This is a genomic window from Kitasatospora setae KM-6054 (assembly GCF_000269985.1).
Lineage (GTDB): Bacteria > Actinomycetota > Actinomycetes > Streptomycetales > Streptomycetaceae > Kitasatospora > Kitasatospora setae.
In genome coordinates this window covers 8,441,636-8,457,571 of sequence record NC_016109.1, presented here as the reverse complement: position 1 = coordinate 8,457,571, position 15,936 = coordinate 8,441,636, and the positions used below count along the sequence as shown (strand labels likewise).

Sequence of the window (15,936 nt, the reverse complement as noted above, 5' to 3'; positions counted from 1 at the left end):
CTTTCACCCTCCGGCAACTTCCGCGCGCTGCACGGCCATTGACTGGAGTGGATTCGGCTGGCTAGCTTCTTGATTGTTCGAAACAATTCCGAAACTTTCGAGCCTGATTCTCTTCCCGTGACTCCGAGGAGTTCGTTGTGAAGCTTCGCCGTACGCTCGTGGCGGCCGCCGCCGCGGCCGTCGTCCTCCCGCTCGTCCCGTCCGCCGTCGCCGCGGCCGCCCCGGAGAAGAAGCCGGCCCCCGCCGCCGACTCGCTGCGCGCCCTCGGCGACCGGCAGAAGCTGGGCATCGGCACCGCCGTCGACGACGCCCACCTGGGCAGCGACCAGCCGTACACCGACCTGGTCGCCGGCCAGTTCTCCGTCGTGACGCCGGAGAACGCGATGAAGTGGGAGTCGGTGGAGCCGACCCGCGGCAGCTACGACTGGGCCGCCGCCGACCGGCTGGTGGCGTTCGCCGGGGAGCACGGCCAGCAGGTCCGCGGCCACACCCTGCTCTGGCACAACCAGCTGCCGTCCTGGCTGACCGGTGGCGTGGCCGACGGCGGCATCAGCAAGGACCAGCTGCGCGAGATCCTGCGCAAGCACGTCACCGACGAGGTCACGCACTTCCGGGGCAGGATCTGGCAGTGGGACGTCGCCAACGAGGTCTTCGCCAACGCCTGGGACCCGAACCCGCTGCCCAACGGCCTCAACGGCGACGACTTCTGGATCAGGAACCTCGGCGAGGGCGTCGTCGCCGACGTCTTCCGCTGGGCCCACCAGGCCGACCCGAAGGCCCTGCTCTTCTACAACGACTACAACATCGCCGGCCAGGACGGCAGCAACGCCAAGTTCCAGGCCGTGCACGACTTCTTCGGCAAGCTGGTCGCCCAGGGCGTGCCGGTCGACGGCATCGGCGAGCAGGGCCACCTCGACACCCAGTACGGCTTCGACGGGCAGCGCTTCCAGGCCGACCTCCAGGCGTACGCCGACCTCGGCCTGAAGGTCGCCGTCACCGAGGCCGACGTGCGCACCTTCGTCGACAACGCCACCGACCAGGTGCCGACCAGCCAGCTCGCCGCGTTCGCCCAGCCGTACGAGTTCTCCCAGATGCTGACGGCCTGCCAGCTCGTCGACGCCTGCGTCTCGTTCACCGCGTGGGGCGTGTACGACGGCGACTCGTGGATCCCCGGCACCTTCGCCGGCACCGGCTACGGCCTGCTCTACGACGTCAACATGCGGCCGAAGCCCGCCTACTTCACCCTGCGGCAGGACCTCGCCCTCGCCGCGGGCGACGCCAGGCACGGCGGCGGCAGGAAGTAGCACCCCCAGGACGGCCGGCCCGCGGCAGCTCCCACCCCCACGGGGAGCCGCCGCGGGCCGGCTTCGCCGTCAGCCCAGCTTCCACTGCTGGTTCGTGCCGCCGCTGCAGCCCCACAGCTGGACGGGCGTGCCGTCGGCGGTGCCCAGCCCGGCCACGTCCAGGCAGAGCCCCGACTGCACGCCGGTGACGGTGCCGTCCGCGTTGACCTGCCACTGCTGGTTGGGCTGGCCGTTGCAGGACCAGGTGATCACCTTGGTGCCGTTGGCGGTGCCCTTGGCGCTGGCGTCCAGGCACCGGGTGGCGCCGCCGACGGTCACGGTCAGCCGGCCGTCGGCGGTGCGGGTCCAGGTCTGGCCGGCGGCGCCGGTGCAGCCGGCGATCTGCTGCTGGCTGCCCGCCGCGCTGCCCGGGTCGGTCAGGCACTTGCCGGCCGCGACCGCGCGCAGCGGGCCGCCGGCGGGGGCGGGGGCGGCGTCCAGGCCCATGAAGTGGACCGCGTTGGCGGCCATCCCGGCGCCCTGGACCGGCAGTTCGTGCCCGGCCCCGACGATGCTGTACGCCTCGACCCGGACGGTGCCCGCGGCGTCGGCGTAGCGGGTGCGGTTCCAGTTGGCGGCGGGGGTGTCGGCGGACGACGGCGTCTGGCCGACGCCGAGGACATCGGTCCACTGCTTGACCTCCTCGCCGAGGTCGTGGTGGCTGAGGATGGTGTCGGCGGTGCCGTGCCACAGCTGCACCCGGGGGCGCGGGCCGGTGTAGCCGGGGTAGGCGCCGCGCGCCAGGGCGCCCCACTGCTGCGCGGTCATCGAGACCTGGCCCTGCGCGCAGGCGGAGTTCCAGCCGCGCACCGTGCCGGTGGCGAAGCAGTGGTAGGGCACGCCCATGAACGCCGCGCCGGCCTTGAAGACGTCCGGGTAGTCGGCGAGCATCACGTTGGTCATCATGCCGCCGGAGGACTCGCCGGTGACGTACACCGCGTTCGGGTTGCCGCCGTAGTGCTGCTCGGCGTAGGTCACCATCGACATCAGCCCGACCGGGTCGCTGCCGCCGCCGCGGGTCAGCGCCTGGTCGGAGGAGACGTCCCAGCAGCTGCCGGCCGGGCTGGTCGACGGGTAGACCACCAGGAAGCCGTACTGGTCGGCGAGCCGGCCGAAGTCGGTGCTGGAGTACAGGTAGGGGCCGCTGCCCTGGCAGCCGTGCAGGGCGAGCAGGATCGGCGGGTCGGGCCTGACCGAGGCCGGCACGTACAGGTGCATCAGCAGGCCGGTCGGGTTGGTGCCGAAGTTCGTGACCTGGGTCAGCGAGGCCGCGCCGGCCCGGGGCGCCGCCTGGAGGTTCAGGCCGAGCGCGAGGGCGAGCACGGCGAGGACGCCGAGCAGTCTGGACGCGGACGAGTGGATTCGGGGCATGGGAGCCTCTCCGTCGGGAGTGCCAACGGCATGCGGGGGTCCGGCGCCACCACGGATGAGACACCGATGGTACCCGCCGCGCGCCTGCGCTGTCGCCGACCCCCTTGCCGGACAGCCGGGTTGGCCGGGGCGGGGCACCCCTCCGACCTGCGGTTCCGCCGGCCGGAAGCGCGGGTCGGCGCGGGTCGGCGTGGGTCGGCGGCGGTGAAAGTTGCAGGCCGGGCGGATCGCGGGCCGGGCCGGCGGCTCCGGGCGGCCGCTGCGCGGAGTATTGACAACAGGTAACGCCTGGTCCACATTTCACCGGGGCGACCCCGGAGAGGCCGGTGTCCCGCACGCCGAATTGTTAGCGCTAACAGCATGATCGAGGGCCCGGCGCCCACCCTTCCCTCGACCGACCGCCTCTCCCGCACCACGCCCCACGCGCCCCGCCGGGCGGGAACGGCCCGGCGGGGCGCCGCCCCGCACGACCGCCGGCCGGAGGCTCCCGGCCTCCCCGGCGCGCACTCTCCTCCCCCACCCAAGGAGAACGATCCGTCATGCCCCGACTCCCACGGAAGACCCGGTTCCACAAGGCCCTGACCCCGGCCGTCTGCACGGCGGCCGGCCTGGTCGCCGTCCTCACCGCCGGCCCCGCCGCCCAGGCCGCCGGAGCGGCCACGCTCGGCGCCGCGGCGGCCGGCGGCAACCGCTACTTCGGCACCGCGGCCGCCTCCGGCCGCCTCGGCGACTCGACCTACGCCACCGTCCTCGACCGGGAATTCACCATGATCACCCCGGAGAACGAGATGAAGTGGGACACCGTCGAGCCCGCCCGGGGCTCGTTCAACTTCGGCCCCGGCGACTCGATCGTCAACCACGCCGCCGCGCACGGCCAGCGGATGCGCGGCCACACCCTGGTCTGGCACTCCCAACTGCCGGGCTGGGTCGGCTCGATCGGCGACGCCGCCACCCTGCGCGGCGTGCTGGACAACCACATCACCCAGGAGATGTCCCACTACAAGGGCAAGATCTACGCCTGGGACGTGGTCAACGAGGCGTTCGCCGACGACGGCAGCGGCCGGCACCGCCCCTCGGTGTTCCAGAACCTGCTGGGCGACGGCTTCATCGAGCAGGCGTTCCGCACCGCGCGGAACGTCGATCCGGCCGCCAAGCTCTGCTACAACGACTACAGCATCGAGGACTGGTCGGCCGCCAAGACGCAGGGCGTCTACAGCATGGTCAAGGACTTCAAGTCCCGCGGCGTGCCGATCGACTGCGTCGGCTTCCAGAGCCACTTCGGCAGCGGCGGCGCGCCCGCGAGCTTCCGCACCACGCTGGCGAACTTCGCCGCGCTCGGCGTCGACGTCCAGCTCACCGAGCTCGACATCGCCCAGGCCGCCCCCGCCGCGTACGCCGGCGCGGTCCAGGCCTGCCTCGACGTCGCCCGCTGCACCGGCATCACGGTCTGGGGCATCCGCGACAGCGACTCCTGGCGCACCGGCGAGAACCCGCTGCTGTTCGACAACAACGGCAACAAGAAGGCCGCGTACACCTCGGTGCTCAACGCCCTGAACAACGCCGCCGGCACGCCCGGCGGCGGCACGCCCGGCGGGGGCATCGTCTCCGGCACCGTGTACACGCTCACCGACGTGGCGGCCGGACGGGTCCTCGACGAGCCCGCCGGGCAGACCGGCAACGGCACCCAGCTCCAGGTCTGGGACGCCAACGGCACCGCCGCCAACCAGCAGTGGCGGGCCACCCAGGACAGCGACGGCAGCTACACCCTGACCAACCTCGCCAGCGGCCGGGTGCTGGACGAGCCGAGCGGCCAGACCGGCAACGGGACCAGGCTCCAGGTCTGGGACGCCAACGGCGGCGCGGCCAACCAGCACTGGCGGGCCAGCCGCAACGCCGACGGCTCCTACACCCTGCTCAACGCGGCCAGCGGCCGCGCCCTGGAGATCCCCGGCGGCCAGAACGGCAACGGCGCGCCCGTCCAGGTCTGGGACTCCAACGGCGGCGCCAACCAGCACTGGACCTTCAAGTGACCCGGACCGCGCCCGGCCCCCGCGCCGGGCGCGGTCCCTCCCCGACCCCCTCCCCGACCCCCTCCCCCACCCCCGAGGAGAACCCCGTGCACAGCCGAAATCCGAGCCGCCGGCAGCTGTCCGCGCTGGTCGCGACCGCGGCCGCGCTCGCCGCGCTGCTGGTCGCCGGCCCCGCCGCCCAGGCGGCTAGCACCGGCGCGCTGAAGAGCGCCTCCGCCGGCCGCTGCCTGGACGTGGCGGGCGGCAGCCAGAGCGACGGCGCGCTGCTGCAGGTCTACGACTGCTGGAACGGCACCAACCAGCAGTGGACGCTGACCTCCGCCAACCAGCTGACCGTCTACGGCACCAAGTGCCTGGACGTCCCCACCAACGCCACCGCCGGCACCCGGGTGCAGATCTGGGCGTGCAGCGGCGGCGCGAACCAGCAGTGGCGGGTGAACGCCGACGGCACGGTCGTCGGCGTCGCGTCCGGCCTCTGCCTGGACGTCACCGGCGGCGCCACCGCCAACGGCACCGCCGTGGAGCTGTGGACCTGCAACGGCCGGGCCAACCAGCAGTGGACCGGCCTGACCGGCACCACCCCGACCACGCCCCCGCCGACCGGCACCAGCTGCCCGCTCCCGTCGACCTACCGGTGGAGCTCCACCGGCGCGCTGGCGCAGCCGGCCAACGGCTGGGCGGCGGTGAAGGACTTCACCGACGTCGTCTACAACGGCAAGCACCTGGTGTACGCCTCGAACGTGAACGGGTCCTCGTACGGCTCGATGGCGTTCGCGCCGTTCACCGACTGGTCCGACATGGCCTCGGCCGCCCAGACCGGGATGGGCCAGTCCGCGGTCGCGCCGACGCTGTTCTACTTCGCGCCGAAGAACGTCTGGATCCTGGCCTACCAGTGGGGCGCCTGGCCGTTCATCTACCGCACCTCCAGCGACCCGACCAACCCCAACGGCTGGTCCGCGCCGCAGCCGCTGTTCACCGGCAGCATCCCGAACTCCGGCACCGGGCCGATCGACCAGACGCTGATCGCCGACGACCAGAACATGTACCTGTTCTTCGCGGGTGACAACGGCAGCATCTACCGGGCGAGCATGCCGATCGGCAACTTCCCGGGGAGCTTCGGCTCCTCGTACACCACGGTGATGACCGACACCGCGGCCAACCTGTTCGAGGCCCCGCAGGTCTACAAGGTCAAGGGCCAGAACCAGTACCTGATGATCGTCGAGGCCCGGGGCGCGACCGAGCAGCGCTACTTCCGCTCCTTCACCGCCACCAGCCTGAACGGCTCCTGGACCCCGCAGGCCGCCACCGAGGCCAACCCCTTCGCGGGCAAGGCCAACAGCGGCGCGGGCTGGACCAACGACATCAGCCACGGCGACCTGGTCCGCAACAACCCCGACCAGACCATGACCATCGACCCCTGCAACCTCCAGCTGCTCTACCAGGGCAAGTCGCCGACCGCGACCGGCAGCTACGACCAACTGCCCTGGCGCCCGGGCGTGCTGACCCTGCAGCACTGACCCGCTCCGACACCGCGACGGCGGGCCCCGGCCACCCGGCCGGGGCCCGTCCGCGCGGCGGCTACCGTCCGGAGAGCCGGGCGAGCGTCTCCAGCGGCCGGGCGAGCAGGTCGGCGAAGGCCAGTTCGGCGGCGCCGATCAGCACGGTGTCGTCGCCGAGTGCGCCGACCCGCAGGCGCAGCCCCTCCCGGACGGCGGCGAGGGCGTTGGTGTTGATCCGGCTGCGCACCTGGGCGGCGGAGCCGAGGTAGACGTCCCGCAGGGTGCCGCCGAGGACGACCAGGTCGGGGTCGAGGAGGTTGGCCAGGTTGGCGATGCCGATGCCGAGCCAGTCGCCGACCCGGTGCAGGGCGGCGCGCGCGGTGACGTCCCCGAGGTCGGCGGCGGCGACGACGGAGCGGACGGCCTCGGCTCCGGTGCCGTCCCGGCCGGCGGCCTCCAGCAGGGCCCGTTCGCCGGCCTCGGCCTCCAGGCAGCCGCGGGCGCCGCAGCCGCAGGGCCGCCCCCGGTGCGGGTTGACGGTCAGGTGGCCGATCTCGCCGGCGTACCCGCGGGCGCCGCGCAGCAGTTCGCCGGCGCTGATCACCCCGGCGCCGATGCCGATCTCGCCGTGCAGGTAGACGAGGTTGCGGCTGCCCCGGCCGACGCCGCGGCGGTGCTCGGCGAGCGCGCCGAGGTTGGCCTCGTTGGCGACCAGGACGGGCAGGTCGGGCAGGTCGGGCAGGTGCCGGCGGAGCCGGTCGGTGAGCGCCCCGGCGAGGTCGACGTCCTTCCAGCCGGTGTTGGGGGTGAGGCCGACCAGGCCGTCGGGGTGGCGGACGAGGCCGCGGACGGCCGCGGCCGCGCCGACCCAGGTGCCGCCGGGGGGCCGGCGGGCGAGCAGGTCGCGGGCGAACCCGGCGAGCAGGTCGGCCACCCGCGCGGGGTCCTGCGGCTGCCCGGCGGGCCAGCGGTGTTCGCGGCGGTCCAGGAAGGCGCCGCCGAGCCCGACCAGGGCGGCGGACAGCCGTTCCACGCCGACGTCCATCGCGAGGACGTGCGCCCGGGCGGGTTCGGGGCGGACGACCAGGGAGGGCCGTCCGGCCCGGCCGGTCTCCTGCGGCGCCTCCTCGCGGACCAGGCCGGCGGCCGCCAGGTCGCCGGCCAGGCCGAGGATGGTGCTGCGGTTGAGGCCCAGCCCGGCGGCCAGGACGGCGCGCGAGGTGGGCCCCTCGTGGTGGACGTGGCGCAGCAGCGCGCCCAGGTTGTGCTGGCGGACCTCTTCCTGGGAAGGACCGGCTCTCATCGCGGGTGACCCTCATCGTCGGGCGGTGCGGCGGCGGGACATGGCGTCCACACCGGCGGCCACCAGCAGAACCGATCCCGTGACAGCGTACTTGACGCCCGAGCTGTACCCCATCAGTCCCATCCCGTTCTGGATCACCGCGACGACCAGGCCGCCGAGCACCGCGTCGACCATCCGGCCGCGGCCGCCGAACAGGCTGGTGCCGCCGATCACGGCGCTGCCGACGGCGAGCAGCAGGACGTTGCTGCCACCGGTGTTGGGGTCGACGGAGTTGCCCCGGGAGGCGGCGATGACGCCGCCGACGGCGGCCAGGCAGGAGCAGATCACGAAGGCGGCGATCCGGATGGAGGCCACGTTGATGCCGGCCCGGCGGGCGGCCTCGGGGCTGCCGCCGACGGCGTACACGTGCAGGCCGAAGCGGGTCCGCCGCAGGGTGAACGTGCCGAGCAGCAGCAGGGCGCCGATCACCGGCACCACCAGCGGCACGCCCTTGAGCGAGCTGACCAGGACGTTGCGGCTGCGCTCCTGGTTGAGCAGGCCGACGGCGACGGCGCCGATCAGCGTGACGGCGCCGATCCGGGCGGCGAGCAGCAGCGGCGGCGTCCCGGCCAGGCCGCGGCGGGCCCGGTCGCGGCCGCGGCGCAGCTGGAGGGCGGCGTGGCCGAGCACGCAGCCGGCCAGCAGCAGCCAGCCCAGGAGGGGGCTGAGGTTGTCGTTGGCGATCGCCAGCACGGTCGGGTCCTTGACCGAGACGTTCGTGCCCTCCTTCAGCAGGATCAGCACGACGCCCTGGAAGCCGAGGAACGCGGCCAGCGTCACCACGAAGGACGGGATGCCGACCTTGGCGACCAGGAAGCCCAGCAGCAGGCCGATGACGGCTCCGGTCAGCACGGCGGCGGCCACCGCGGCGTACCAGGGCCAGCCGTGGTCGGTCAGCAGGACGGCCAGCACGGCGGCGCAGACGCCGCTGGCGTAGCCGGCCGACAGGTCGATCTCGCCGAGCAGCAGGACGAAGACCAGGCCCATGGCGATGGCGATGCTGCCGGCGCTCTGGGTGAGCAGGTTGGCGAAGTTGAGGTCGGACAGGAAGACCGGGCGGAGCAGCGCGAAGAGCGCGCACAGCACGACCAGGCCGGCGACGGCGGGCAGCGAGCCGAGTTCGCCGGCCCGGAGCCGGCCGAGGTAGCCGCGGCCGAGGTCCGCGAGGCCGGTGCCGGGGCCGGTAGGCCGCGCGGGCTCCCCCGGTTCCCCCGGCCGCTCGGGCCGCTCGGGCTGCTCGGACTGCTCGGGGGCGAGGGCGGTCATGCGGCGGCTCCCTTGGGGGTGTGCTGCGGGCCGAGGTCGCCGCTGCGGCCCGCGGTGATCAGTTCGACGACCTGGGCGTGCGTCACGTCGGTGGTCCTGACCTGGGCGGCGGTCCGGCCGAGGTGGAGGGCGGCGATCCGGTCGGAGACCGCGAAGACGTCGTTCATGTTGTGCGAGATGAGCACGACGGCCAGGCCGTTGTCGGCCAGTCGGCGGACGAGTTCGAGGACCTGGGCGGTCTGGGCGACGCCGAGGGCGGCGGTGGGCTCGTCGAGGACCACCAGCTTGCTGTTCCACAGCACGGCCTTGGCGATGGCGACGGTCTGCCGCTGGCCGCCGGAGAGGCTGGAGACCTTCTGGCGCAGCGACGTGACGGTGCGCACGGACAGGCTCCTGAGGGTGGCGGCGGCCATCTCCTCCATGGTCGCGTCGTCGAGGACCAGGCCGCGGCGCTTCTCCCGGCCGAGGAACATGTTCTGGACGATGTCGAGGTTGTCGCAGAGCGCGAGGTCCTGGTAGACGATCTCCACGCCGAGCGCGGCGGCGTCGCGCGGGCTGTGCACCTGGACCGGCCGGCCTTCGAAGAGGTACGCGCCCGCGTCGGCGGAGTGGATCCCGCCGATGCACTTGACCAGCGTCGACTTGCCCGCGCCGTTGTCGCCGACGAGCGCGGTCACCTCGCCCGCGCGGGCGCTGAGCGCGACGTCGTGCAGGACCTGGACGGGGCCGAAGCTCTTGTCGATCCCGCGCAGTTCGAGGGTCGGGGCGTCTGCCGTCGGGGCGTCTGCCATCGGTGTGTCTGCCATCGGTGGGGCTCCTGGGGTTGGCGGGGCGGGCCCCGGCGCGGTGGCCGGGCCCGCTGGGTGCGGCCGGGCGCGGGCGCGGGCGGGGCTACTTGATCCCGGCCCCGGCGCACAGCGCCGCGTAGTCGCCGGTGCAGAGCTGCTCCTTGGTGACGTAGCCGTCCGCGACGACCTTCTGGACGCTGTCCTTGAAGATCGCCTCGGGGGCCAGCAGCACCGACGGGACGTCCCGGTTGCCGGTCGGGTCGTGGACGGTCGCGCCGGGGTCGCTCTTCTTGCCGCCGGCCAGGTCGACGGCGAGCGCGGCGGCCGCGTCGGCCTCCTTCTTGACGGCCTTGTAGACGGTCATGCACTGGTCGCCGGCCAGGATGTTCTGCAGGCCCTGGACGGTGGCGTCCTGGCCGGTGACCGGCACCTGGCCGTTGCGGTGGTTCTTGCGGAGCACCGCGACGGCGGAGTTGGCCAGGCCGTCGTTGGCGGCGAGCACCCCGGCGAGGTCCGGCCGGCTGGTGTACATCTGCTCGAAGATGGTCTGGGCCTGGGCGTTGTCCCAGTCCGGCACCGACTGGTCGGGGCCCTTGACGTACGCGCCGGAGGCGTACAGCGGGTCGAGCACGCCGTTGTAGCCGTTGGCGAACAGGGTGGCGTTGTTGTCGGTCGGGGAGCCGTTGAGCTCGGCGACGACGGGGTTCTTGGCGCCGGTGCCGGCCAGGCACTTGGCCAGGCCCTCGCCCTGGAGCCTGCCGACCTGGGTGTTGTCGAAGCTGACGTAGTACTGGGCGGAGCCGCCGAGGGTGAGCCGGTCGTAGTCGATGGTGGCCACGCCCTGGGCCTTGGCCTTGTCGAGGACGGCCTTGCCGGTGCCGCTGTCCAGGTTGACGATGACCAGCACGTTCACGCCGCTGGTGATCATCTGGTCGGCGATGGTCTGGAAGCCCTGCTTGTCGCCCTCGGCGTTCTGGATGTCGTAGTCCACGCCGGCGGCCTTGAAGGCGGCCGCGAGGTACGTGCGGTCGGCGGTCTCCCAGCGGACGGAGGACTTGCTGTCCGGCAGGATCACGCCGATCTTCGGCTTCTTGCCGCCGGCCGGACCGCCGTCGGAGCCGGAGCCGGAGCCCGTGGACGAGCAGGCGGTGGCCGTGGTGAGCAGGGCCGCCGCGAGGGCGGCGGTGGCGAACAGGAGCCCCTTGCGCATGGGCAGGGTCCTTTCGGGGGTTGTCCGGACCGGGCCGGACGTGCGTGGCTGGGTGGGGTGGCGCCGGGTGGGGACGGGCGCGCGGAACGGGGCGGGAAAGCAGCCCCGGCACGGTTTGTTGCCAGCCACAACATACGGTCTGCCCGGGGGGCCGCCAAGCCCTCGCGTCGAGGCCGGCGGGTAACGATCACGTCACCGGCCGCCGGTCGGCCGAAGGCCCGGGCGGAGCCAACTCGACGCCGGGGCAAGGGAGATGGCGAGCGGCGCCGGCCCGTCGGCGGCAAGGGGCACCCTCCCCCGGAGTCGACCGGGAGGGGCGCGGACGGACCGCCACGGGGCCGGCGCCGCTCGCGCCCGCGGCGGACGGAGCGCGCTGGGGGAGCGGATCTCCGTCGGCGGCGGGCCCCGGCCCGCTGCCTCACCCTCAGGAGGGCGGCCCGGGGGTCACCGGAGGTGCGCGGCGGGAGCGCGGCGCACCGACACCGGAATGTTAGCGCTCACAAATCGCCTGTCAAGCTCTCCGGCCACCCCGCCCCCGCCCCCTCGCGGAGCGACGGACAGGGCACGGCACGGCACGGCACGGCAACGGCAACGGCAACGGCAACGGCAACGGACCGGGCCTACCGGTGCGGACCCGCCCCCGGCGCGTCCGAGAACAGCGCGGCCGGGCTCCCCACCGCCGCGCTCCCCGCCGCTCCGCCCGCCACCGCTCCGCCCGCCGCTCCGCGCGGCCGGCCCTCGGCGGTGCTGGCCCTGACCACCAGCTCCGGCCGGACGCTCAGGTGGGCGACGGGGGTGGCGGGCTCGTCGATCAGTCGCAGCAGCAGGGCGATCCCCTCCCGGCCGACGGCGGGGAAGTCCTGCCGGACGGTGGTGAGCGGCGGTGTGAGGTAGGCGCCCTCGGGAAGGTCGTCGAAGCCCGCCACCGCCACGTCCAGGGGGATCCGCACCCCGGCCTCGTGCAGGGCGCGCAGGACGCCCAGGGCCATGTGGTCGTTGGCGGCGAACACGGCGGTGGGCCGGCTCGCGGCGCCGCTGCGGAAGGCCCGGGCGATCTCCCGGCCGGCCGCGTGGCCGGAGGCCGGGCTCCAGTCGCCCGCCAGGTGGGCGGGCACCGGCAGCCCGGCCGCCTCCAGCGCGGCGCGCCAGCCGCGCAGGCGGCCCTCGGCCTCGATCCACTCGCCGGGCCCGGCGACGTGCCAGATCCGGGTGTGGCCCAGCCCGATCAGGTGCTCGGTGACCGCCCGCGCCCCGCCGACCTGGTCGACCGCGACGCCCGGCAGGTCGAGGTCGTGCCCGCCCGCCACCGTCACGACCGGGAACGGCTGGGGCAGCCGGGCCAGCGCGGTCACCGTGTGCCGGTGCGGCGTCATCACCACCGCGCCGTCGACCCCCCAGCTCCCGAGCCGTTCGAGGGCGCTGGCCAGGGCGTGCTCGGTGAGCTCCTCCAGGCCGACCGACGCCACCAGGTAGTCCTCGCGCCGGGCGGCCCGTTCCAGGCCGGCCAGGATGCTGGCCGGGCCGAACAGGGTGGTGTTCGCGGCGACGACGCCGAGGGTCCGGCTGCGCCGGGTGACCAGCGTCCGGGCCGCCGAGTTGGGCCGGTAGCCCAGTTCGGCGATCGCCCGCAGCACCCGCTCCCTGGTCGCCTCGCGGACGTTGGGGTGGTCGCTGAGCACCCGGGAGACCGTCTGGTGCGACACGCCGGCCACCTGGGCGACGTCCGCCATCGTCGGCGGGCGCCGCTCACCGGTCTCGTCCATGGCTCTCCCGTCCCGCCCGGCCCGGGCCGGACGCTACCCCGGCGTCCACCCTACTGGCCGCCACCGGGTGCCGGGCACCCTACCGGCGGACGTCCGCCGCCGGGTCCGGGCGCGCGGGAACGGCACCCGGCCGACGGCTGCCGGCCGGGTGCCGTTGCCGGGCGCGCTACGGGCGGTCGGTGACCGCGAGCGCGGCGCACTGGCCGGTGGCGGCCCGGGCGGTGCGGTTCGGCGTTCCGCCGTCGACGGGGGCGGGGTCGTTCCCGGCGCAGCCCAGGGCGTCCTCGACGCGGTTGCCGGAGAGCAGCGGGGCGCTGCCGGTGTTGCCGGTGAGGTTCAGCGTCCTGGCGAAGGCGTTGCCGGTCAGGCCGATCCGGCCGGTGGTGCCGGAGAGCGTCGCGTTCCCCTCGAAGGTGCTGTTCTCAGCGACCACGGCGGTGCCCCGGTGGACGTTGAGGTTGCCGAGGATCCGGCTGTCGACCACGACCAGGACGGCCGTGTCGTCGACCACGGTGACGGTGCCGACCTCCGCTCCCTTCAGGCAGGTCGTCCCGGCGGTGACGACCAGGGCGGCGCGGCCGTGCCCGGTGACGGTGCGGGTGCACGCCGGCACCACGTCGACGGTCGCGGTGCCGGTGGCGCCGCGGTTGCCGGCCCGGTCGGTGGCCCGGTGGGTGACGGTGTGCCGGCCGGGGGCGTCGACGGTGACGGGGGCGGTGTACGGGTGCCAGTCGCCGCCGTCGAGGGCGTACTCCAGCGCGCCGAGGCCGGAGCCGGTGTCCTCGCCGGTCAGGGTGAGGGTCGCGGAGCCCTCGTACAGCCCGCCCAGGGTGGGGGCGGACAGCCGCGCGGCGACGGTCGGGGCGGTGGAGTCGCGCTTCACCGGGAGGCGGGCCTCCGCGCTGGTGTTGCCCGCGGTGTCGGTGGCCCGGTAGCCGAGCGCGGTGCTGCCCTCGGGCAGTGCCACGGGGGCGGTGTAGGGCTGCCAACTCCCGTCGCCGAGGCGGTACTCGACGCCGGCCACGCCGGAGTCGTCGGTGGCGGACAGTTCGACGGTGACCGGGCCGGTGAACCAGCCGTCCGGCCCGTCGGGCGCGGCGGGGGTGGTGCGCGCGGTGACGGCGGGGGCGGTGCGGTCGAAGCCGAAGCGCCAGTCGTCGACGTCGAACAGTTCGCCGGGGCCGGGGCCCCGGGCGGTGAGGAAGACGTCGTGGGTGCCGGTGACCCGGGTGGTGAGGTCGGCGCGGACCTCGGTCCAGGTGCGGCCGGACCCGGCGGGGACGGTCAGCGTGCCGACCGGGGTGCCGGTGGCGTCCGGGTGGTCGAGGCGGACCTCGATCCGGCTGCCGGCCTTGGGCAGCACGTCGGCGGCCAGGCTGGTGGCGCCGTCCTGGCCGAAGTCGACGCCGGCCAGCGCGGTCCACTCGCCGTCGTCGAGGTCGGCGAGCTTCTGCTCGCCGTCGCTCGCGGCGCCGACCGGCAGCACCCGGATGCCGGACGCGGGGTCGTAGGCGTCCTGGATGCCGGAGTCCCAGGCGATCGTCTCGGCCTCGATCCGCCGGTGCGCGTCGAGCGTGCCCTGCCGGGACGGGCCCCGGTAGGTGCCGGTGATCGGGGCGATGGTGCCGTCCGGGTTGACCGTCACCTGGTCGATGTGGGTGGAGCGGTAGCCGCGGGGCTGGTCGAGGGAGCCGCCGGCGACCAGCGCCGACTGCAGCGTCTGGGTGTGGTAGGTGATGTAGGTCCGGCCCTTGAACTCGAACATCGCGTGGTGGTTGTTGCCGCCCGCGCCGAAGAAGGAGCCGGGGTTGGCGAGGATCTGGCCCTGGTAGCGGAACGGGCCCGTCGGGCTGTCGGACACCATGTAGGCGATGTTCCCGTAGCCGATGTCCTGGCCGTCGATGGTGCTGGAGTGGCTGAAGTTGGTGCAGTAGCTGTAGTAGTACTTGCCGTTGATCTTGTTGATCCCGGAGTCCTCGAACACGGCGGGCGCGTCGATGGTGACGGCCTGGCCGACCGTGCTGACCATGTCGTCGCCGAGCCGGATCACCCGGGTGCTGCGCGGGTGGTCGGTGCCGCCGGCGGGCACGCCGCCGCCGAAGTAGAGGTACGCCGAGCCGTCGTCGTCGACCAGGACCGCCGGGTCGAACATCCACACCACGCCGGCGGTGCCGGGCGTCGCGGGGCTCACCAGCGGCCCGCCGATCGGGTCGGTCCACGGGCCGGTGGGCGAGTCGGCGGTCAGCACGCCGATGCCGCCGCCGCTGTTGGCGAAGTACAGGAAGAACTTCTCCTTCCCGCCGACCGGCTTGTGCGCGGCGGCCGGGGCCCAGGAGTTGGCGGCCCAGGGGGCGGCGCCGGGCGCCCCCGCGACCTTGACCTGGCCCTCGTTGGTCCAGTTCACCAGGTCGGCGGAGGACAGGACGGTGAGCGTCCTGATCTGCCCGTAGCCGTTGTCCTTGACGGCGCCCGCGGCGTCGTGCTCGTACGCCTGGACGACGTCGCCGGCGGCGTCGTAGGTCGACCCGTCGGAGGTCAGGTACTCGTACACGCGGCCGTCGTAGACCATCGCCCACGGGTCGGCGCCGTACTGGTAGTCGATCAGCGGGTTGGCGTTGCCGACGGTCTTGGCGGGCGCGGCGTGGCCGGGCGGGCGGGTGGGCGCGGGGTCCGCCTCGGTCAGCGAGACGTCGTCGGCCTCGAAGTCCATCAGGTTGGCGTGCGGGGCGCTCGCCGGGTCCTGGACCCAGGGGGTCTCCAGGAAGAGCCGGGCGGTGCCGACGTCCTGCCCGGCCGGGACGGTGAAGGTGCCCCGGAGGAGGCCCCACTGGCCGCGGGGCACGGTCACCGTGCCGAGGTTGGTGTAGGTGGCGCCGCCGTAGTGCATGGTGGCGAAGAACTGCTTGGCCGCCGGGGCGGCGGGGTCGTCGTACTTGACCCGGGCGGTGACGGTGTAGCTGCGGCCGGCCCGGACCTTGCCGGAGAGGTCCTGCATCGGGCCGGAGCCGGTGGTGGTGCGGCCGGTGACCAGTACGGCGGCGGCGCCGGAGTGGGCGTCGGCGGTGGACGACAGCACGGCGCCGTCGGTGGGGTTGCCGTGGTTGGCCGACCAGCCGGCGAGGCCGTTCTCGAAGCCGCCGTTGACGATGATCTCCGGGGCGGCGGCGGCCCGGGCGGGCGCCGCCGCGACGGCCAGGGCGGGGGCCAGCAGGGCGGTGGCGGCGGCGACCGCCGCGGTTCTGCGCCGGGCGGCTCCGAACCAGCGTCTGTCCATGGGCATCCTCGAAAGTCGGGTGGGTGGGTCGGTGGGTGCCCCATATTGTT

10 protein-coding genes are annotated in these 15,936 nt (G+C 74.2%); 3 read left to right on the top strand and 7 right to left on the bottom strand.

Going from position 1 to position 15,936, the window contains the following annotated elements; all coding sequences use genetic code 11:
- Positions 1-137 precede the first annotated feature (137 nt).
- The gene (locus KSE_RS36580) at positions 138-1,304 is read left to right on the top strand and encodes an endo-1,4-beta-xylanase (RefSeq protein ID WP_014140442.1); all 1,167 of its coding nucleotides are present in this window, start codon (positions 138-140) and stop codon (positions 1,302-1,304) included.
- Positions 1,305-1,373: 69 nt separating this feature from the next.
- On the opposite strand, the gene KSE_RS36575 is transcribed toward KSE_RS36580, so the two are convergent.
- Positions 1,374-2,714, bottom strand: a complete 1,341-nt coding sequence (locus tag KSE_RS36575) for an extracellular catalytic domain type 1 short-chain-length polyhydroxyalkanoate depolymerase (RefSeq protein ID WP_014140441.1) — start codon at positions 2,712-2,714, stop codon at positions 1,374-1,376.
- 539 nt (positions 2,715-3,253) lie between these two features.
- On the opposite strand from KSE_RS36575, the gene KSE_RS36570 reads away from it, so the two are divergent.
- Positions 3,254-4,744, top strand: a complete 1,491-nt coding sequence (locus KSE_RS36570; RefSeq protein ID WP_014140440.1) for an endo-1,4-beta-xylanase — start codon at positions 3,254-3,256, stop codon at positions 4,742-4,744.
- An 86-nt stretch (positions 4,745-4,830) separates the two neighbouring features.
- The gene (locus KSE_RS36565; protein ID WP_033259559.1) at positions 4,831-6,261 is read left to right on the top strand and encodes a non-reducing end alpha-L-arabinofuranosidase family hydrolase; all 1,431 of its coding nucleotides are present in this window, start codon (positions 4,831-4,833) and stop codon (positions 6,259-6,261) included.
- A 61-nt stretch (positions 6,262-6,322) separates the two neighbouring features.
- Here the strand turns inward: KSE_RS36565 and KSE_RS36560 are convergent, their stop codons facing one another.
- The 6 genes from KSE_RS36560 to KSE_RS46105 form a co-directional block, all read right to left on the bottom strand.
- Positions 6,323-7,546 carry an ROK family transcriptional regulator gene (locus KSE_RS36560; RefSeq protein ID WP_014140438.1) on the bottom strand — a complete coding sequence of 408 codons (1,224 nt, stop codon included), beginning with the start codon at positions 7,544-7,546 and terminating at the stop codon, positions 6,323-6,325.
- 12 nt (positions 7,547-7,558) lie between these two features.
- Positions 7,559-8,851, bottom strand: coding sequence for a sugar ABC transporter permease (locus KSE_RS36555; protein WP_014140437.1), 1,293 nt, complete (start codon positions 8,849-8,851; stop codon positions 7,559-7,561).
- A complete protein-coding gene (locus KSE_RS36550) occupies positions 8,848-9,657 on the bottom strand; it encodes an ATP-binding cassette domain-containing protein (protein WP_231873284.1) in 810 nt (269 codons plus the stop codon). The genes KSE_RS36555 and KSE_RS36550 overlap by 4 nt, the downstream gene beginning before the upstream one ends.
- 85 nt (positions 9,658-9,742) lie before the next feature.
- Positions 9,743-10,849 (bottom strand): sugar ABC transporter substrate-binding protein, encoded by a 1,107-nt coding sequence (locus KSE_RS36545; protein WP_014140435.1) that lies wholly within the window; start codon positions 10,847-10,849, stop codon positions 9,743-9,745.
- Between the two features lie 620 nt (positions 10,850-11,469).
- Positions 11,470-12,612, bottom strand: a complete 1,143-nt coding sequence (locus KSE_RS36540; RefSeq protein WP_014140434.1) for a LacI family DNA-binding transcriptional regulator — start codon at positions 12,610-12,612, stop codon at positions 11,470-11,472.
- Positions 12,613-12,778: 166 nt separating this feature from the next.
- Complete coding sequence (locus KSE_RS46105; RefSeq protein WP_014140433.1) at positions 12,779-15,886, bottom strand: OmpL47-type beta-barrel domain-containing protein; 3,108 nt, start codon at positions 15,884-15,886, stop codon at positions 12,779-12,781.
- Positions 15,887-15,936: the final 50 nt, after the last annotated feature.